The following is a 19,149-nucleotide window of genomic DNA, read 5'->3' as shown; positions in this document are numbered from 1 at the left end:
CATACCCGCCCGCACGCCGTCCAGGGGAGGACCTGTGGTCCGTGCGCGCGGCCGGAGGCATCTTTCGCCGGGATGTGTCATGGACCAGACTGCTGGCGTCGTGTCAGACGATCAGGGGCGGGCTCATGGGGCAGGCGAACGAGACGGAACTGCCCGAGGCGATCAAGGCCGTGCGCACAGGGCTCACGGCGGCGCAGGAGGACGGTGAGGGATCCGCGATCCGGTTCACGGTCGAGGAGATTGTGCTGGACCTGGGCGTCGAGATCCGCACGGTGAAGGCTGGCGGTGGTGGAGTGAAGGCGTTCGTGGTCTCCGGTGAAGCGCGGGGTGAGCGTTCCAAGACGGCCACCCACCGGCTGACGGTCACGTTGAAGGTCGCCGACGACGACACCGGTGAGAGCGCGGGCCGGCGGACGCGGATCAGTGGCCGCGGTCAGGTCGGCGAGCTGCCCAGCGGGCGAGCCTTCCAGTAACGGGGCGGGGCGGAGGTCATGGGGTGGAACCGGGCTGCCTCGGTGGAGTACGCGGGCACCGTGGGCGCTGGGTGTGTGGTCGCACCGGGTCTGATCCTGACCGCCTATCACGTGGTGCGTCCGGTCGAGGGGCTGGAGGACGAGCCCGTCATGGTGCGGGTCATGGACGGCGGGGCAGAAGGACCGCGCGTTGCCGCGGAGGTGGTGTGGCACCGCGCGGACGCGGCGCTGCTCGCCTGCCAGCCGATGGACCTCGGCCAGGAGTTCGCGCCGGTTCGGTGGGGAGGGCTCACGTGCATCCGGCCGTCCGTGCCGCCGGAGTGCCACGCGGTGGGCCTTCCTCTCGCGGCGCTCCGGCAGTTCTACGGCGAGGGGGTAGCAGACCGCCGGTACCGAGGCGAGCATGTGGTGACCGGGCGTATCAACGTGGTCGACAACGTCTCGCGCACCTACGTCCTGCAGGTCGACCGGCAGCCGCCGCAGGACGTCGACGGGGCGAATTCCCCGTGGGAGGGCATGTCGGGGGCGGGGGTGTTCTGCGACGATGTGCTGATCGGCGTGGTCACCGAGGCCCTCGGCGGCTGGAGCAACGGGCGGCTGGACGTCTTGCCAGCGCGGCTGCTGCTGGACGACCGCCAGTTCTGCCGCCTCGTGCATGAGGCGTCGGGTACGTGGCCGCGGCTGGAAGCGGCCGACCTGGACGCTCTCTTCGACACCGCGCCGCAGCCGGCTGCCGCGTCGTCGTATCTCCTCTCGCCTCGCTCCGAGGTTGTCCCCTTCAGCGGCCTGGCCACCGAGATGACCCAGCTGGCCGACTGGTGCACCACCGGTAAGGCCGTGGACACGGCCGTGGTGCATGGTCCTGGCGGGGTGGGCAAGACGCGTCTGGCCGTGGAGCTCGCACGTCGGCTGTCCGAGCGTCGGCCCGAGGCTGAGCGCACCGCCGATGACCCGGATGTGCCGTGGTCGGCCGGCTTCCTTCACCTGGACCCTCCCGCGCAGCGGCCCTCGCCGTACGCGATGCTGCGGCACCTGATGAGGCCCGTGCTGGTCATGGTCGACTACGCCGAGTCGCGCCGGGAGCAGGTCGAGCAGTTACTGGCGGCGCTGGTGACCCACCGTGCGCCGGGCAAGCCGGTCCGCGTGCTGCTGCTGGCCCGTTCCCTGCCCGCCTGGTGGCCCCTGCTGCGGGCCCGCCACGAGTTGCAGACCTGCGGCCCAGTCCTCGAATTGTCCCCGTACGACCTGTACCGGCAGCAGGATCCCCATCAGGCGCGGGAGCAGGCCGTGCTCGTCTTCAGCCACCGCATCGCCCAACTGCGCCGGGCCGGCGTCCCCGATGACTGGGACCCGGAGGAGACCGTCCGCCTGGTCCACGTCTCCCCCGTGCCACCGGTCGCCGAGGATGCCGAGGGCTCCGGGATGCTCGCGGTCCACATGGACGCCCTCGCCGGCGTCCTGGCCCACGCCCCCGACGGGCTGGAGGACGGGCTGTCCCCCGTCGACGTGCTGATCGCACACGAGACCAAGCACTGGGACCGCGCCTTCCGCGCACACGGCCTGGACGACAGCACCATCCCCCTGGACCTGCGCCGGCCTCTGGTCGCCGTCCAGCGCATGGCCCGCGCCAAGGACGAGAACCAGGCCCTGGCCGCCGTTCAGACCGCCTGGGACTTCTACTACCGCAGATTCAGCAACCCGCTGGACGCCGACACAGCCATGAAGCTCCTGCGCGCCCTGCGCGACTTGTATCCCGCGCCCGGCGGCGGCTACTGGGGCGGCCTGGGACCCGACGTCCTCACTGGCGCACTCATCGACGAGGTGCAGGAGAACTCCGAGGACGTCTTTCTCGAGCACGTCCTCACCTCCAGCGATCTCGGCGAGGACCAGGTACGGCACTGCCTGACCATGCGCCCGGGCTATCCCCACCCAGCCCGACTTGTGCGACAGCCTCGCGTACGTGATCGCCTCCCACACCGCAGCGCTCATGCCCCTCGCCGACGACGTCGCCGAACAGCTCCCCGACGAGGGCCGATACGCCTGGGAAGAAGCCATTGCCGACGCCGAAGAAGCAGTGGCCGCCGAGAACCCGGGGGATGAGGACGGCCTGCCCGACACGGACGAGCCCCCTGCCCCAGAGCGGTCACTTCCACGACGCCGAGGACAGTGGTGAGCAGGTCCGGGACGTCGAAGAAGGCGACGCTGACGACGAGATCGGGGAACCGGTCGTCAGCCCGCCTCCGACCGGCCGCCCCCAGGGCCTCCCGCCCCTGCCTGCCGCGCTCCCCCGGCCGCCTGTCCCTCCGCGAACCTCTCCCCCGCCCCGGCCCTGGTCAATTCCTCAATACCTACCGTCCGTCAGCAGACACACTGTGGTGCGCACGGTCCGGAACTTCACCGCAGCCCACGAACTACTCTCGCTGGCCTTCTGGGTGAGCATCCCGATCATCACTGTGACCGCCGTCCTGATCTGGATCATCACGCCCTGACCCTGGCATGATCGACCAGGGCGTTTCAGCAGGGGCAACCGAAGAACAACCGTGGCGGCACGACGCACGAGATTTCGGATGCTGCAGGCCCGCCTGGACGTGACGATCGTCGGCTATTCGGTCTGGCGTGACGTCCCCCGGCGATCGGCTGAAGCAGGAGGTGCGGCAGCTGCCAGCCGCCTGGGGCGTTGCCATCCCTCACCGGTCACGGCCCACTTCCCTGCCCTGGTCGAGCCGGTTCGTGTGCTGCTGGTCGGCGGGCTTGACCACGTCGGCCGGCTGCTCGGGCTTCGGCCGGTCGGCGATGGCGCGGCGGCGAGTGTTGGCCGCGCGGGTGAAGGCGGCGAACCGTTCCAGGTTCTCCGGTGTGCGCATCCATGTAGCCGGGTCGGTCGTACGTCCTTCCAGGTACTCCTGCGGCAGCGCGGGGATGCCGCCGTTCCCGAAGGCGGAGACCGGCCGCACGGGGGCGCTCACCGGCGGGAGTGAGCGCCCCCGTATGTCAGCGCCAGGCCTGGGAGGTGGTGTTGTTGCAGGGGAACGTGCGGAGGTTGCCCGGACCGCCGTGATCATCCAGGCACCGGCCGGTAGCCACGTGCTGGAACGTCTGCGGCGCGGCGGCCGCCGCGCCCGGGCGGTCCGCGCCGTCCCGGGGTGCCGCCTGCACCGCGGTCAGGCCCGCCACAGTGAGGCCGACCGTCAGCCCCGCAGTCAGGAGGCGGGTGGCGGCGGGAGAGGGAGCAGCGCTTCGTACACGCTTCATTGCAGGAGTGTTCCTTTCGGGAGCGGGGACGCCACTGACGGCCTGCCCCTGCTGGAACCCTTGCGGGCCCGTGATCTCTCCCCCGCAGACACCACACTCACACCCCCCGCACACGCCCGAGGGCGATCTACAGAAGCTGTTCACCGAGGTATGCCTGCACGGGCTGAAGGCCAGGCTCTGCGACGACGTCGACGCCCTGGACACCTACCTCCCCCCCCACATGGCGGCGACGGCCCGCAAGGTGACCCACGCCCTCGACGTACCGCAGCCGGCTCCCGCGTGACGCAGCAGCCGCGGCTCCGGTAAGTGGGTGACGCTGTCGGGGATCTTGGTTCGAGCGCCGCTCTGGGAGATCGAACCACCGAGCTGTACGGACGGTCTCCGCGAAGGTGCTGTGCGAGTGCTGGACCCGGTGGGCGGTCTTCAGGCCGGTTTCGGCAAAGCGGTGGCGCTGCGCCAGGCTCGACGACTCCGAATCCCAAGATCCCCCACAGCGTCACGCACTCAGGTCAGCTGGGGAAGAACTGCTGCATCAGGGGATCCTGCATGTGCTTCCAGACCTGGCTGCCATAGTCGGCGGGCGATGCAAGCGCCTCCGCCGACGTGGATGGGCCGAGGTTGTACTCCGTGGCGACAATCTTGACTGCCCGTTCGTTGCTGCCGAAGGCCGCACGAGTCATTTTGGGGTAACGGTTTGGGCGGTTCTTCAGGCGGGCGAGATAGCGGGCAGCCACGGCGATATTACTGCGTGGCCAAGAGAGCAGGGTGAAGATTTCCCGCTGCCGCGCGGGGGCCAGTTTCATGTAGTCCGCCTGGACCTTGTCGCGAGCCGGAGCCCGGTTTTCCCGGTTCTGCTCCGTCCAGGGGATGGCTCCAGTGACCATGCCCGCCGTGCTCGGCTTCACCTGTCCAACACCTACGGATCGGTCGAGGTCCTTGGTCTCCGCAGGCTTGCCGCTCTCCCGTCGGCGGAGGGTGGCATCGGTCTTGGCCAGTTCAGACTCTCGCGCGGCGCGAGGAGATCCGAAGGGCAGCAGCGACGTATTGCCGATCTCATGCCGCAATACCGAAGCGAGCATCAGCGCAGTGATTCCCTCCATGCCTGTAGCTGTCGCTGTTTCGATCACATAGCCGCGGAAATCGGTCATCAGCTCGGCCGCGGCTTGTTCGTCAGGGTCCAGAGTGCTCCAGGGCCGGGGAATCTTGGGGTCACGTGCGATGGTGTCGTGATCCAGGGCGACGGTACCGAGCGTTCCGGCGGTCGACGTGATCCGGCATGTCACCCGATACCGGCGGCCCGCGCCGCTCAACCGGAACCACATGTCGGGCTTGGACCGGGTCACTGCCAAGATCACGGCACCTGTTGCCCGGTCAATGAGTGTGAACTCGAAGCGTGGATTGTCCCCGGCGTCGCCTTGATACTCGGCCCGATAGGTGACCTGCGCGTCCTCGGTCACTGGCGAGGACAGATCGGCCGTGAGGCTGACAACGCCCTGCTCCGCGTGCTGGCCGTGCTCCGACGTAAGCCGTTGCAGCGTGTGCGCATGGTGTGGCGCAACAGCGAGAGCTTCTGACCTGCCGGACCACACCTGATTGGCGACAGTGTCCGCCTCACGCTCAGCGCCATCGGCCGGATGGCTGACCCCCAACGGTGCCATGATGGGCTGGCCGAGAGGACGTTGCTGAAGGACATGGGTGAGTTCATGGGCAAGCACCCGGAGTCCATCCGCTGTTCCAGGCCTGTACTGACCAGGCCCGAACACAATGTGCTCCCCGAGAGTGTAGGCCGCAGCCCCCAGGCCGACCGCTGTCCGGGCCGCAGAGGCGTCCGTGTGAACTCGGACGCGGGAGAAATCCGCCGCGAATCGGGCCTCCACGGTGCGCCGGACCAGGTTCGCCAAGGGCTTTCCCGGTGTGCCCAGTACGCGCTCTACATTCGGCCGTGCGAACACCAACCCTTGAGGGGCTGGCTGTATAGCCCTGGCACGGTCATACATGCAGCCACGTAACCATGAGCCTGCTCACAGCGCAATGCGACTCCTCCCGGGGCATCGTGACAATGACCTGACTCCCCTGGTCATCCACCTGCATCGCACAACCACACCTTCTCTGAGCGCGCATGACCCCTGCGCCTCACCTTTCCCATCATGATCACCCAGAAAGCCACGGCAAACACCAACCAGGGGGGACGCGCACGGCCTGGACCGCAACCGGCGCCGCACAGCCCCGGGCCGCCAGCGAATCCAGCCGAGGAGCAGCCCAGGGTGGGCGGCTTACCCGGGGACTGCAGGAAGGCGGTCTGGACCCGGAGCAGGTGGGTGTCGGGGTGGGTTTCCTCGTAGCGGTCCAGGACCTTCTGCCAGCGGCGGTTCTCGAAGTCCTGGCTGGCCTGCTCGTTCTCGTCCATCCCGCAGGCCGTTGCGAGCTTCGCGCCCTCGTGCAGCGCCTTCTGCTCCGTGGCGTATACCCACACGTCCAGCCGGCCACTGCCACTGTACCCGCGGTGCGCCAGCGTCCATATGGGACGGAAATATCCGCGCAGACCTTCCATCCCGACGGCACGACCGTCACCGAGCTGGCGCCTGCCGTCTGGACGCTGGCGCATCGTGGCTACAGCGGGCCGGGCCGCCTTGATGTGTGGACCTACCCGACGCGCGAGGCGGCGCTGAAGGCCGGTGCCGACCTGGCCATGGCCTGCGGCATGGACGAGGAAAGCAAGGCGCAGGCGCTTTACCAGGGTGGCAAGTACGAGGAACTGCTGAGTTTGTACGAGCGCCATCACCCCGACACGCATCTTCTGCGCGTCCAGCCCTCCTTCCTGCACGCCGAGCCGTAGGGCAGGTGCGGGCCCAGCCGACGGCCGGGCCCAGGGCGGGGCGGCGGGCAGTAGGACGACAGGCAGGGCACGGACGGACGGCTGGCGCGGACGCGGGACAGCGCCGTGTACAGGGCACTGCAGCATCCCTCAGTGGTGCTTGCTGCAGAGCACGACGGGGGACGCGCAACAGCGAGGGCGGCGGGCGGATGAGCGGGTAGGCGCGAGGCGCGAGAGGCCGGCCCGCCGACGCAGCATGGGGCGGGGACGGAACGGCCAGCAACCGGCGCGACAGCCCGGACAACCCGCGGCGACGACGGCATCACCGACAAACCGCGTGCCCGAGCACAGAGACCGGACAGGGCAGGCCGGCCCGGCTTCGGGAGCTCGGCTGGCCCGCCCCGGTGCCTCTCATGCCGCTGCGGACCGGGGGCACAGCGGAACACGCCCAGGCCGGAGGTACCCAACGAGCCCGGGCGGCAGCCATAGAGATCAGACAGCAGCCAGTTCACCACACGAGCACCGCGCGTCGGCCAGCGTGCCCCGGCACGACGACCGGAACCCCGAACACTCAACGCACCACTGCCTCTCGACGCCAGACGCCAGCCGACTACCGGATGGTGTGGGCGGGTGCGGCGCTCCCCCGGTGGGGGGCTCGGATGCGGATCTGCTGCCCCTGCTGGTCCGCGTGCATCTCGTAGTCGCACCACCGCTGGGCATCGATGTCCTCCGGCCAGCCGAGTTCGCTGTACGCCTGGGGGGTGCGCTGTCCCCGCAAGCGCATGAACTCCACGGTGGCCACGGGGCGCCCGGTGGCCGCGCCCTGGCCGTTGCCGGTCAGGCGCATGGTGAGGTCGAAACCGAAGGGGCTGTCGAGCGGAGCGATAAGGACCCCACCGGGGCGCAGCTGCCTCAGCCAGGCGGGGGGGATGTGGCGGACGGAGGCGGTGGAGAGGATGCGGTCGTACGGTGCTCCTGGGGGGTGTCCTTGTTCGCCGTCGCCGGTCACTGTGTGGGCCTGGATGCCCAGGGCGTCGAGGCGGTGGCGGGCTCGGTCGGCGACCTGTGGGTCGATTTCGATGGTGGTCACGATGCCGGGTCCGGTGCGGTGAGCCAGCAGGGCGGTGGTGTATCCGGTGCCGGTGCCGATTTCGAGCACTTTGTCGCCGGGGGCCGGGGCGAGGTGGCGCAGCAGTTCGATGATGACGGTGATGCAGGAGATGCTGGAGGTGAACGCCCCGGATGCCGGACTGTCGGGTCCGGCCGCGCCATCGTCGATCTGGGTGATCAGCGGAGTGCGCAGCAGGTAGACGGACTTCAGCCAGCGGGCCGGTGTCGTGTGCCGGTCGATCAGTGGGTACAGGCCGTCCGGGCCGGGGCGGGGCCACCAGACCTTTTCCGGCACGAAGTGCTCCCGCGGCACCGTCAGGAATGCGCTGCGCAGCCAGTCCAGACCGCCGAAATACCCGCGCGGGCTGGCCTCCATCTCCTCCAGGCACCGCGCCCGCAGGCTCTTAGCCTCCACCATGACGACCAGCCCCTTTCCGTGCACGGCTAGTCGTCATCGTCAGGCAGGGGCTCTTCTTCAGGCATCGGGTTGCCGGGGTCGCCGGGACTGGAATAGGGGCCGCCGACTTCACCATCGCCTGACTGCCGGTCCTGACCACTCATCAGAGTCTCCCGCGCGTGTACGACTGCGTGTGCTGGTGCTGCCACAGTAGAAGAACCCTCGTGTCCGGCGCGGTTGTTCGCGCGGATCCGTAGCCGGGCCGCGTTGTACTCGCGCAGACGGGGCACCAGGGCCCAGCCTGCGAGGTCTCCTTCATATCCTGCACCGGTCAGCAGCCTGCCGTCGGGGTACACCGTGCCAATGGCCGCACCCTCGCCGTCATCGGTCAACAGCCGCAGCCGCTCCAAAGACGGTGGAGCGCCGACCGTGACCGTGCGGGCGGAAGGCGGCGCCCGTGCAGTGTTGACGAAGGGCCCCTGCGACACCCCGCCTGGCCAGGGCTTGCCGTCGGGCAGGGTGCGTCGCGCCGCTCCCGCAGGCGGTCACGATCCTGATGATCCCTTGACCTGGAGAAGGCGCCCTTCCAGCTGGAGTGCCCTGGCCGCAGGACGGTTGAGCCTTCGCCAACCCAAGCGGTCACTTGCCAGCTGATGTCCTGTCGAAGCGCATCTGTCAGATAGCGAGCCGCTGACCTGCTGTGATGCCAGGTCATTTGAGAAGGCGAATGTTCGGGGTTCTCAAATGACCTGGCTTTTGCGGAAGCCGCGGTCTGGATGGAGGCAGAACCTTCGGTAGAGGGGGTCCTGGGTTCCGAGGGTGGTGTAGATCCGCGAGAATCGCCGGCTCAGCTCGGCGGTCGTTGCCAAGTAGAGCTCCTTGGGATCGAGGATGGTGGTGGGCGGGTCGAGGATCAGGTGCGTCAGCACCACAATCTCGGGAAACGCCGCGAGGTGACCGCGGTCCTCAGCCGAGGTCTTCTTGCTGGCGGCGAGAGCTTCCACTCGGTCGAGGCGATCGGTCCACTCTTACCCGAGGTCGATCGGCATTCCGGAGGCGGACCAGTCCTCGACGATCTTCTGCGCCAGGTCGAGGGCGTGTCTGATCTGCCGGTGACGGCGGGCGAGCTGGTCGAGTCGCCGCTGGGCCTCGATGACTTCCGGCAGGGAGATGAGCGGGATGTCGTGAGTGGAGCGGGTCCAGAGCTGATGGCGCGGGCAGAGGTGGACGTGGGCGGGTGAGAGGGTGATGACCACGGAGGCAGTGGGGCTGCGGCGGGCTGTGCAGCTGATGAAGTCGGCGAGCGCCGGCAGAGCCCTGGCGAGCTGGGATGCTGAGCGTCCGGAGAGTGTGGCCAGGCGTTCGGGTGAGTGGGGAGTCCAGCCGGCCGTGGTGTTGCTGAGCGGAGAGAACTCCGGCGGCAGCGGGCCAAGGAGCCGGGCAAGGAACGCTGCGGGACTTCGCTGCCGTTGATGATGGCCTCAAGGGCGGCACCGCGGACGAGCTGGGAGAGGCTGCCGATCGCGCCGTCGGTGCGTTCGTGGAGGTAGGCATCGAGTTTGACCAGGCTGCCGGGCTTGTGCCGGTGGAGTCGTAGGGCGTCTTCGAGCGAGGCGATCAGGTTCCGCCAGTTCTGCCGCTGCGTGGTGGTGCCGTAGGCGAACGGTTCGGTGTCGGTGACGGTGTATCGGCCGGAGATCTGCTGGCCCCGGACCCCGCTGAACAGGCCGCTCGCGGCGACATCGATGCCAGCGAGTACGAAGGTGGCGGGGATCCGCTCGGACAGGTACTTGAGCTGGTCGGAGGCTTCAGCTCCGGCCTGGGTGGCGAGGTTGAGGTTGTGGATCTCGTCGACGAGCGCGAGCTCGACGCGCATTTTGATCAACAGGTCGCAGACGGCGTTAGTGATGGAGGTCTGGGTCTCTTGCCGGGCGACCGGGAGGCCCAGGAACCGGGCGAACTCGATGGCGAGCATCTTCGGGGTGGCCCGGGGCGGGACGGTGACGTAGACGACCGGCAGCCGTCCCGCGGCGGCCCCGTCGGCGTGCATCGTCGCTGAAGGTGGCGACGGCACGGATGCGCCCTTCGAGCAGGGGGGCGGCCTCGCCGGTTTGGGGGTCGTACTGCCACAGCCCACGGTCGGTTCCGACGATGAGGGAAGGTTCCCCAGGGCGGCCGGCCTCCAGGACCGTCAAGGCGCGGGCATGGGGTCCCAAACCTTCCAGGGGCGGTGCCGAAGGGGCTGCCGGAGAGCGGGTCCCACAGGGTGAGGTTTCCCCTCTCATCCGCCGCTGCCAGCACCGCGGAGTCGTCGGCGGTGCGGAATGCGGCCAGCGCGTAGGGGTTGCCGGGGGTGCGCGCAAGGATGTTGGTCGGCAGATGAAGGTGGTTGAAGCGCGGGCGCAGTTGTGGGTGCCGCATCGGAGTGTGCGGCCTTGCGCTGCCGGTGTGCTGGGCAAGGGCCAGGCTGTCGGCGCGGGAGGCGGGGGGTGCGTCGCCGACGAAGGGCTCGATGCGGGCCCATGCGGCCAGGTGCCGGATGCGATCGGTGGCGGTGATGGGCAGGCCAAGGGAACCACGGACGTTGTCACGGGTGGCCCAGGGCAGGAAGTGGGCCGGGATGCGGTCGTCGTCGACGGCGTTTCCCAGTGCGGCGTGGGTGATCAGGTGCCGCCGCAGGTAGGGGTGCGGGGGTTGCTCGGGTGCCCTGTGCAGCAGTTGGGCGAAGGCCTGGGTGAGCTGCCGGTGGGCGGGTGTGGTGTCGGCCGTCTCGACGCCGCCCCTGGTGGGTGTGTCGGTGGGGGGCAGTGTGTGGGGTGCGGTGCGCAGTGTCTCGCTGACGCGTTCGTGGATGGGGCGGTAGACGGTTCTGCCGTCTTCGTGGGCGGTTGTCAGGTATCCGGTCAGGCGACTGTCGCGCACCACTTGGCGGATGGCGGCTGCCGCGTCGTCGCAGGTGGGATGGAGGGCGTTCACCGCGGCCGGCCAGATGTCGGCCCAGGGCAGGCCCGCTCCCTGGGCGAAGGCGGTGGCGCGGAGAACGGCCAGGAGTTCGTCGGGAGTTGCGTCGCCGTGCAGGGCCACGTCGGCGAGGTCCTGGCGAAGCAGTTCGTGCGTTCCCTGCCTCAGCTGGCGGCGCCAGCCCAGGTCGGTGGAGGGAGGCAGGACGGTGCGGGCGTGCAGTTGCTGGGCGGCGAGCCGGGCGTCCAGGAAGGACGGGGCCACCTGCTCGGCCACCGCTGTGGCGACTCGGCTGATGCGGTCGTCGTCGCGGTCGAGGAGGCGCGAGCCGGTCGGGGGTTCGGCGTGCAGCAGTGAGGCGGTATAGGCGGCGATGTCGTCCTGTGCCGTGAGGGCGTCGGTACGCAATGCCGGGCCGGCGTCCGTTGCCCGCTGCAGCAGGGCCAGAAGATCGCCGCCGGTCGGGCCACCAGTGTCGGCACCGGAGGGGCCGGGGCCTTCGATGGTGGAGCTGCGGATGCCGAGGAGGAGTCGGATGAGGGGCCGGCCGTCGTCGGCGCGCAGGGCTGCCAGCGGACGCAGGACATCGGTGATGATGCGGCGCGGGTTGCGGGCTTCGTCGATGCCGTCGATCACTACAGTGAGAGGTGTGCCGTTGCGCAGCATGAAGGCGCGGACATGGGATCGCAGTTCCTCAATCGGATCATGACCGGCCGGTGTCGGGTGGCCGGTGAGGGCCTCGTAGAGCGCGGCGGACAGCTCGTGCGGGTCGGTGTTGCGTGCCAGGACTGCTGCGTCGACAGCGCCTTCAGGAACTTGAAGGTGTTCGGGGATGGCGTCGAGGAGGGGACGGTAGGCGTCGTCGGCACGGAATCGGGGATCGCTGAGCGTGACCAGGCGGGCCAGGAGGGCGCTCTTCCCGGAGCCGGCGGGCCCGGTCACGATGAGGACGCTGTCGTCACCGCCGAGAAACTCGATCATGCAGGTCACCAGGGCGGCGCGTCCGGTGAAGTACCAGCCCGGGCTGCTGCCGGACATCTGGCCGGTGGCCCGGGAGATCCAGTACTCGTCCAGGTCGGCGCGGTTCCAGCCGACCTGGCTGCGGGCGTCCTCAAGGAGGTCGGTGTCGGTGTAGCCGGGGTTGGGCAGGCAGGGGCTCAGCGCGCGGGCGGCGAGTTGGAGGCTGACGCTGTCGTTGGGGGGCCAGATGCGGTGGATGTCCGCCATGGTGGTGTGGTCCCACACGGCGCTGCTGATGGCATGGAAGTCTTCCCAGCTCAGGTGGGAGCGCGCGTATCCGTTGGTCTGGTCTTCGCAGTGTGCGCGTACTGCGGCCAGCAGCGAGGTGAAGGCCTGAAGGCGGGAGCTGGCGTCTTCGTTGCCGGCGCTCAGCACGACCAGGGACCCCAACGCCCGGCGGTCCTGGTCCAGGGCTTTGAGGTTGTCCAGGAGTTCTTCGGCCAGGCGCCCGGAGAAGCAGGAGTCGACCATCACCAGGACGTGCCCGGCGCGGGAGTCGAGGGCTGTGGTGATGAGCTCGGCCGTGGGGAAGGCGGTGCCCAGCGGCCGGTCCTCGTGCGTGTCGGGCAGGCGCAGGAAGTGCTGCCGTCCGCGGGGGGCGAGACCGTGGCCGGTGATGTAGATGACCAGTGCCTCGTCGTCGTCGGCACCGGCCAGTTCTTCGGCGATCAGGAAGGACCGCAGGTCGTAGACGCTGAGCAGCGGCTTGGGCGGGAGCGACGGCGTGAACCGGCGCTCTTCTTCCAAGTGGGCGCCCGCCCACCAGTCCTCCACGACGGATACCTGGGCGCTGATCCCGGCGCGGAAGGCTTGCCGGTCGGCGGGGGTGCCGTCGTCGTAGTCGCTGACGGCAATGATGACCAGGCGGCGTGCGAAGGTGGGCGGAACGTGTTCTTCGGTCATGACCAGTGGCGGGTGGCGCCTGTGCGACCGGACGGGTACGCAGATACGCCAGGGCGGCGTGGGGATCGATGTTGCCGTTGTCGACTTCGATGTCGGTGACGTTGCGGGCGCCCAGGGCCAGACCGGCTGCGCCGGTGACGACGTCGTCCGGGTCGTAGACGTTGAGCCATTTGATGTGCGCGGGCATGGCGAGCAGCTCCGGCTCCGCAATGTTCATGGCGCGCCGCACGGCGGGGATGCCCAGGGGTGAGCCGCAGGTGACGAAGGTGTGCACAGCGGTTCCAGCGGTGCCGGGGGCGGCGATGATGAAGGCTTCCTCATCAGTGGTGAAGGCGGTGGAGTCGTCCGGGAAGAAGTCCGACGGGCCCAGCCGGTCCGCGCCCCGTGCCAGCAGCGAAGACCAGTGCGGAATCTCCAGCGTGGGCGTCAGCTGCGGGTCCGTGCGCACCGCGTCCGCCCCGTGCGGGGCGGTGATGCCACGGTTCAGTGCCTTGCCCCAGTCTTTGATCAGCTCGCGCTGCGACGTACGGCCCTGCTTGATGCCGTGCACTCCCACCACGTGCTGCTGTTCCACCCGGTCCCCCACTCATGTGCACTCGTCGCTGGTCAACCGGCCCACTGCGGCGGCATATTCGAGGAGCCCACTCTACGGTGGGTGGTACGGCCTCTTCATGTCATCGGGGCACCAGGCTTGTGCTGGGCGGCCTGCCCGGTGCGCTCGTCCGCTCGTTGATCTACACGCCGGTTGCGTTCCCCGGCCATAGCCGATGATGGTGGGTATGCAGCAGGCCCCCTCGACGAGCCCGTCCCAGTACGCCAAGGCGCCGACCAGGCTGCACACGCTGGTGTCGCCGCAGACGGTTCCGCTGCCTGTCCATACGAGCGAGCAGCTCCTGCCGCTGGAGCGTCTGTCCTGGGAGAACTTCGAGCGGCTGTGCCTGAAGCGGGCGGTGGAGCGCGGGACGGTCGAGGACTCCGCCGATCATGCCGGGGGCGACAGTGTCACCGGGCGCATGAGCGCCTACGACGCCCGGGCGCAGGGAAGCCTGTACGGCACTCAGGGCCAGGAGCAGCAGGGCATCGATCTGTATGTCCGTCTGCCTGATGCCTCACTCGGAGACGGCTCCGGTCCCGAGCGGGTGTACCTGAGCCTGCAGTCGCGGCGGGTGAAGTCGCTGACCGCCGGTCGGCTCAAGAAGGCGGTCACGGACTTCCTGGACGGCGAGTGGGCTGCGGTCAGCCGGGTCTTCGTCTACGCCACCAGTCTGTCGGCCGTCCCGCAAAAGACCGCCGACGAGGTGGTGACGCAGCGCGAACGGCTGGCGCGTGCGGGCATCTCCTTCGAGGTGTGGGATGCGGAGTATCTGTCGGACTGGCTGAAGCAGCGGCCGCACGTGGTGCATGACTTCTTCGGCCGTGCGTGGGTGGAGGAACTGTTCGGACCCGAGCAGGTTGCCGCTTTGGTGACCCGGCTCGATGCCGTGCAGGTTGCCGATCTGCGTGAACAGCTCGGTTCCTTCTACGCCACTTTCTTCGCCCACACCGACTCCGGTGCGATCGCCCTGCAGCACGCACAGGCCCAGCCGGACCTGCGGCAGCGGTTCGTTCTTCCCGACGTGTTTCCGGTCCGCCAGCTGGGCCGCTGGCCGGCCCAGCTGGCGGCACCCGAGGCGGTCTCCTCCGGGGGGTCCCCCACGGCCTGGTACCGCAAGGCGCAGGCGTCCGCCTTCGGTCACGACCCCGGGAAGCTGGGAACGGCGCTCACGGCGTCTGCTGCCGACGACGGGGAGCAGCCGGTGGCCGTCAGCACCGCCTCTCCGGCGGTGACCGGGGAGGCAACCGGGATCCGCACCGGCGCGGACGTCTGGCTGGCCGGGGCACGACGCCATGTCCTGGTCGGGGAACCCGGTTCGGGCAAGAGCAGTCTGCTGCGTTTTGCCCTGCTGGACCTGTTCGCCGACTCTCCCGCTCTGCCGCGCTGGACCGAGCAGTTCGGTGACCGTCTTCCCTTGTGGGTTCCCTTCCATTTCTTCACCCGACGGCTGGCGCACTACGACGGCGCCGAGGCATCGCTGGCAGCGACACTGCGGGCCTGGTTGGAACAGTACGACGTCGGGCATCTGTGGCCGCTGGTGGAAGAGGCTTTGGCCGATGAGCGGCTACTGCTGGTCATCGACGGCCTGGACGAATGGGTGAGCGAAAGCGCTGCGCGCAGAGCTCTCACCGCGCTGGAGACCTTCCTGGACCAGCGTGGGCTGCCCGCGGTGGCCGCCACCCGCCCCTACGGCCTGTCGCGGCTACAGCCGACGGGTGTGTGGCAGTACGCCTCGCTGGCCCCGCTCTCGCTGCGCCAGCAGCGAGAGGTGGCTGGTCACTGGCTCGGCGCCGCCGTGAACAGCAGCACGGAGGCCGAGGCGTTCGTGAAGGAGCTGTCCGGCGTGCGTGACCTTCGCCATCTCGCCCGGATTCCGCTGTTCCTGATCCTGCTGACCGGCATGAGGTTGGCCGGAGCTCCGCTGCCGACCAGGCGGTTCGAGGTATATGGGAGCGCCATGGACCATCTACTGAGTGAGCATCCCGCACGGCGCGGCACGGCGGCGGGCATCACTGCGGAGCCGAACACGCTGCACCCGGACGACATCCGTCAGGTCCTGGCTCACGTTGCGCTGGCGCACCAACTGCGCGGCGATGTCCAGGCCGTGTCCGAGCAGGGTGTCCGCTTGGACATCATCAGTGCCTTGCGCGATCCGGGGCATCTCGCCCTGGATGCGGCAGCTGCCGCCGCGCAGGCAAGGGGGTTTGTCGACATCGCCGAAGGGCAGCTCGGTGTGCTGGTCCGCCACGGCCCGCGCGAGATCGGCTTCCTGCACCGGGTCCTGCTGGAACAGCTGGCCGCCGAACAGGCCGCCCAGCAGCTGTCCTTTGCGGACCTGCGCGACCTATTCGAGCAGCACGCCCAGGATCCGCGCTGGCATGAAGTGCTGCTGGCCGTCCTATGGCAGCTGCAGCGCACCGAGGAGACCAGTCGGCTGGTCCAGGACCTCGCCGACCAGGCGGCCGGGCCGGAACCGGCCGCGCTGGCCGTGCGGGAACTGTGGGCGCAGGCCATCTTCGGCGGGAACCGGCTGCCTGTCCCCCAGGTCCGGCGTCACGCAGCCACGATCATGGAAGTGATCGACAACCATCCCCTCGTCGGACACCGGCAGCGGCTGCTGTCCGCGTGTGTGGCCGGGCTGGACGATCCAGCAGTGGGCGGTGATCTGGTGCCGTGGCTGTCCCGTTGGGTGCTGGCCGTCCAGCCGTTGCCGCCACAGGTGTTCCACCGGCTGGGGCAGGTGGCCGACGACCAGCAGCTGACCGAGCCGGTCTGGCCGCTGCTGACGGCGGCACTGAGGTCGGAGGACGTGCACGCCGCGTGGGCGGCCGCCCGCGCGCTCGCCGCCCGTTACGGTGCCCAGCCAGGCCAGGAGCAGGTGGTGCAGGCGATGCTGGCGGCGATGCGCCGCGCCGTCACCGCCGATCATGCGGCGGTGATCCTGCACGGTCTGCTGCTCGGCTGGCCCGACGACGACCGCGTCACAGCTGCCGCGGCAGCAGCCCGGCAGCAGCCCGTGCTGGGGCTGCGGCTGACTGCCCTGGCTGCCGTCCTGGGCATCCTGCCCGGCCAGGACGCAACCCGCCGCAGGGCGGACGGGTCGCAACCGCCCGCCCTGACGGCCGAAGAGCGCGCCTGGCTGGTCAGCCGACTCGGCACCGAGGATTTCACCGATGACGTGTGGAAGCCCATGCTCGCCTCCGCGATCGCGGCCTGCCTGCGTGAGGCTTCCGACGAGGCCGAGCAGGTGCGTGACACCTGCCTGTCGATCGTGTCCGGGCGACGCCCCGGGGAAGGCGATCGGGCCGTGGCGTGGGGCGTGCTGATGCTGGCCTGCTCCCAGGACACGGCCGTTATCGACTTCGTCGGCAGCACGTTGGTGAATGATCCACACCAGATCCGGTTCCTCGGCATCGGTGCGCTCGCCCACGCCTATCCCAATGAGCCCGCCGTGGCCGCCGCGGTCGAGGAACTCCTGCAACACGACCCGAAAGCCTTCCTGGACTTCGAGCTCCCCTTCCTGACCGCCCTGGACCGGGGGCCGGTGCTGCGGTCCGTGCTGCTGAGGGAGCTGGAGCACAGCAGTGTCCCGCACTGGGCGGCCGATGTACTGGCCGAACACTGGGCCCACGACGCCGAGGTGCAGCAGGCCCTGCGCACCATGCTCAACGGCGAGCCAGGCCGGGCTTCACTGGTGGCCAACTCGGCTGTTCGTGTCCTGGGTACCCAGCCAGCGCAGGAGCGGCTCCTTGCCTTCATTGGCACGCCGCCACCGGCGGACAGCCGCTTCCGCAAGGAAATCGTCATTCAGGCGCTGCTGGACAGCTGCCGGGAGCAGTCACTTACCTCGGGGCCGGTGGCGGAGCAGATCGCCCAGATGTGCCTGGACGCGCTGCAGGCACCCGCCAACGAATACGAGTTCACCGCTGAAGCCTCAGTCGTTGCTGCCCTGCCAGCAACCACCGCCGCCCGCACGCGCGCCCGCAGCATGCTGCAAAGACCGCAGAGTCCCCTGGCCGCGCTGCTGGCCGGCTATGGCAACGATCCTGACGCTCTCAAGCAGGTACTCGGCCGTGTGCGCGCCGCCCACCCGACCCTGCCCACCGCCGCCCGCCTGCACCTGTGCACACTGCTGCGCGACCACCCCGGCGACAGCGCCCTCATCCGCCAACTGACCGCTCTTTGGCCCGACGAGCCGAACGACCTGGTCCGCTCCGCCGCCTCTGCAGCCTTCCACACTCATCTGCTACGCGACCGCGACCGCGGTGCCCTTCCCGACCCGGAATGGCAGCAAGCACAGTGCGTGATGCGCGAGGCGGCCGCAGGCCGCGGCCACGACAACTGGGCACGGCGGCGGGCCGCATGGCTGGGCGCCCTGCTGACCGACCAACTCAACCTGCTGGACGACCTCGTCGAACATGACGGCCGCCCGGCCCGGCTGCCCCTGGGCGAACTCATCACCACCGACCTCGACCTGCTCGTGCTCGGCGAGATCGCCGACCACTGGCCCGCCCTGCGCACCCACTTCGGCGACGCCCTCCTCAAACGCCTCACCGGCAGCATGCTCTCCAACGACTCGGACACGGCCTGGGAGTACCTCGCGCTGGTCGCCGACCGCCACCCACAGCTGGCGCAGGAACTGGCCGCGGCCATCGCCGCACACCCCAGCCTCCTCACCCACGACTCCGTGCTGGCCTGGTACTCCCACGTCCACCGCGGGGAGCCACAGCTGCTGGACGTTCTGATCGACAATCTCCATGAGGGCGGCCATGGACGACGGGATGTCGCACCCATGCTCCTGGCCGACCCCCTCGTCCTCAACCTCGACGCCGCGACGGTGCGTCGCGCGCTGCACAATGAACTGGACACCCGCCGCAGCAGCTACCCACCGCCCTCGTCCGGCGCGTTCCTCGCCCTGGTCGCCGGGTTCCCCGACGACACAGCCGTCACCGACACCTGGGAGGCCCTCCAGCATGAGCGTGCCCTGCACGGACAGGTCGAGGTGGATGTGTCGGTGTACTACCCGCTGGCATACGCAGCCGTCGAGGCCACCGACTTCGTAGACGAGGTAGCCCACGACAGTGCATGGATCTCCAGCCACTTCACCAACGCCGTCGACCCGCCGTTCGCCCAAGCGGTTATCCGCCGGCTGGAACGCGACCCCGAAGCGCGCGCCCAGGTCGAAGCAGCCATCACCAGCACGGACACCTCCGATGCCTGGGCCGCCCAACTCGCCTCTCTGTACCGCGCGGCCACGGCTCTGACCCCAGACATCGCGGACGACCTGCACAGGCGGCTGCACAGACAGCAAGACCTTCTGCTGCCCGACGCCGTGCACGACTTCGTCACCGCCGCGGATGTCCCGGTCCCCGCTCTCCTACTGCGCATCCTGCAGTCATGAACAGGGACATGACGCATCGTCCCCACACACCCGACCCCGCAGATCCCGGCAGACGGCATAGATCTGGCAGTCCACGTAAAGCCGTCCACAGGCCTGGTTCAGGTGGCCCGGCCCTCCGCGATCAGGCCGGCAACAACGGCATACCACTCCGCCAACTGCCCGTCGCGCTAATGCCGGTAAGCGTGCGCCTCACGGCCGCGTACTCAGGCTACCCATGATCAC

Annotated in this window: 15 protein-coding genes and 1 pseudogene; 6 read left to right on the top strand and 10 right to left on the bottom strand. The window is 69.3% G+C overall.

All coding sequences use genetic code 11. The annotated features are described in order from the left end of the window. Positions 1-125: 125 nt before the first annotated feature. Together V7793_RS07445 and V7793_RS07440 are read left to right on the top strand one after the other, a co-directional pair. Positions 126-473: a trypco2 family protein gene (locus V7793_RS07445; protein ID WP_335582109.1), complete on the top strand. Its 348-nt coding sequence runs from the start codon at positions 126-128 to the stop codon at positions 471-473. 75 nt (positions 474-548) lie between these two features. Further along, entirely contained in the window at positions 549-2,573 is a 2,025-nt protein-coding gene (locus tag V7793_RS07440; RefSeq protein ID WP_335582108.1) for a S1 family peptidase, read from the top strand. Between the two features lie 587 nt (positions 2,574-3,160). Here V7793_RS07440 and V7793_RS07435 read toward each other — a convergent pair. Then, positions 3,161-3,439, bottom strand: a complete 279-nt coding sequence (locus V7793_RS07435) for a hypothetical protein (protein ID WP_335582107.1) — start codon at positions 3,437-3,439, stop codon at positions 3,161-3,163. A gap of 25 nt (positions 3,440-3,464) precedes the next feature. Continuing rightward, positions 3,465-3,725 (bottom strand): hypothetical protein, encoded by a 261-nt coding sequence (locus V7793_RS07430; RefSeq protein WP_335582106.1) that lies wholly within the window; start codon positions 3,723-3,725, stop codon positions 3,465-3,467. Positions 3,726-3,795: 70 nt separating this feature from the next. On the opposite strand from V7793_RS07430, the gene V7793_RS07425 reads away from it, so the two are divergent. Further along, positions 3,796-4,008: a hypothetical protein gene (locus V7793_RS07425; RefSeq protein ID WP_335582105.1), complete on the top strand. Its 213-nt coding sequence runs from the start codon at positions 3,796-3,798 to the stop codon at positions 4,006-4,008. A 226-nt stretch (positions 4,009-4,234) separates the two neighbouring features. Here V7793_RS07425 and V7793_RS07420 read toward each other — a convergent pair whose 3' ends face one another. Together V7793_RS07420 and V7793_RS07415 are read right to left on the bottom strand one after the other, a co-directional pair. Beyond that, positions 4,235-5,722, bottom strand: a complete 1,488-nt coding sequence (locus tag V7793_RS07420) for an eCIS core domain-containing protein (protein ID WP_335582104.1) — start codon at positions 5,720-5,722, stop codon at positions 4,235-4,237. Between the two features lie 80 nt (positions 5,723-5,802). Continuing rightward, the gene (locus tag V7793_RS07415) at positions 5,803-6,132 is read right to left on the bottom strand and encodes a hypothetical protein (RefSeq protein ID WP_335582103.1); all 330 of its coding nucleotides are present in this window, start codon (positions 6,130-6,132) and stop codon (positions 5,803-5,805) included. Between the two features lie 96 nt (positions 6,133-6,228). Between V7793_RS07415 and V7793_RS07410 the strand changes: the two genes are divergently transcribed. After that, the gene (locus tag V7793_RS07410; RefSeq protein ID WP_335582102.1) at positions 6,229-6,561 is read left to right on the top strand and encodes a hypothetical protein; all 333 of its coding nucleotides are present in this window, start codon (positions 6,229-6,231) and stop codon (positions 6,559-6,561) included. 589 nt (positions 6,562-7,150) lie between these two features. Here V7793_RS07410 and V7793_RS07405 read toward each other — a convergent pair. From V7793_RS07405 to V7793_RS07380, 6 genes and pseudogenes are all read right to left on the bottom strand, one after another. Next, a complete protein-coding gene (locus V7793_RS07405; RefSeq protein WP_335582101.1) occupies positions 7,151-8,068 on the bottom strand; it encodes a methyltransferase domain-containing protein in 918 nt (305 codons plus the stop codon). Between the two features lie 26 nt (positions 8,069-8,094). Beyond that, positions 8,095-8,439, bottom strand: coding sequence for a hypothetical protein (locus tag V7793_RS07400; protein WP_335582100.1), 345 nt, complete (start codon positions 8,437-8,439; stop codon positions 8,095-8,097). Between the two features lie 348 nt (positions 8,440-8,787). Beyond that, the gene (locus tag V7793_RS07395) at positions 8,788-9,051 is read right to left on the bottom strand and encodes a hypothetical protein (RefSeq protein WP_335582115.1); all 264 of its coding nucleotides are present in this window, start codon (positions 9,049-9,051) and stop codon (positions 8,788-8,790) included. Between the two features lie 24 nt (positions 9,052-9,075). Next, the gene (locus V7793_RS07390) at positions 9,076-9,303 is read right to left on the bottom strand and encodes a hypothetical protein (protein ID WP_335582114.1); all 228 of its coding nucleotides are present in this window, start codon (positions 9,301-9,303) and stop codon (positions 9,076-9,078) included. A gap of 482 nt (positions 9,304-9,785) precedes the next feature. Next, a pseudogene (locus V7793_RS07385) lies at positions 9,786-10,025 on the bottom strand (TniB family NTP-binding protein); the annotation flags it as partial. Next, positions 9,929-11,989 carry an ATP-binding protein gene (locus tag V7793_RS07380; protein ID WP_335582112.1) on the bottom strand — a complete coding sequence of 687 codons (2,061 nt, stop codon included), beginning with the start codon at positions 11,987-11,989 and terminating at the stop codon, positions 9,929-9,931. The pseudogene V7793_RS07385 and the gene V7793_RS07380, both read right to left, overlap by 97 nt. A gap of 940 nt (positions 11,990-12,929) precedes the next feature. On the opposite strand from V7793_RS07380, the gene V7793_RS07375 reads away from it, so the two are divergent. Beyond that, positions 12,930-13,181, top strand: coding sequence for a hypothetical protein (locus V7793_RS07375; protein WP_335582099.1), 252 nt, complete (start codon positions 12,930-12,932; stop codon positions 13,179-13,181). 529 nt (positions 13,182-13,710) lie between these two features. Further along, on the top strand, positions 13,711-18,927 hold the full coding sequence (locus V7793_RS07370) for an NACHT domain-containing protein (protein ID WP_335582098.1): 5,217 nt from the start codon (positions 13,711-13,713) through the stop codon (positions 18,925-18,927). Positions 18,928-19,149: the final 222 nt, after the last annotated feature.

This window comes from Streptomyces sp. KLMMK (assembly GCF_036961605.1).
GTDB classification, from domain to species: domain Bacteria; phylum Actinomycetota; class Actinomycetes; order Streptomycetales; family Streptomycetaceae; genus Streptomyces; species Streptomyces telluris.
This window is presented reverse-complemented; position numbering and strand designations above follow the sequence as displayed.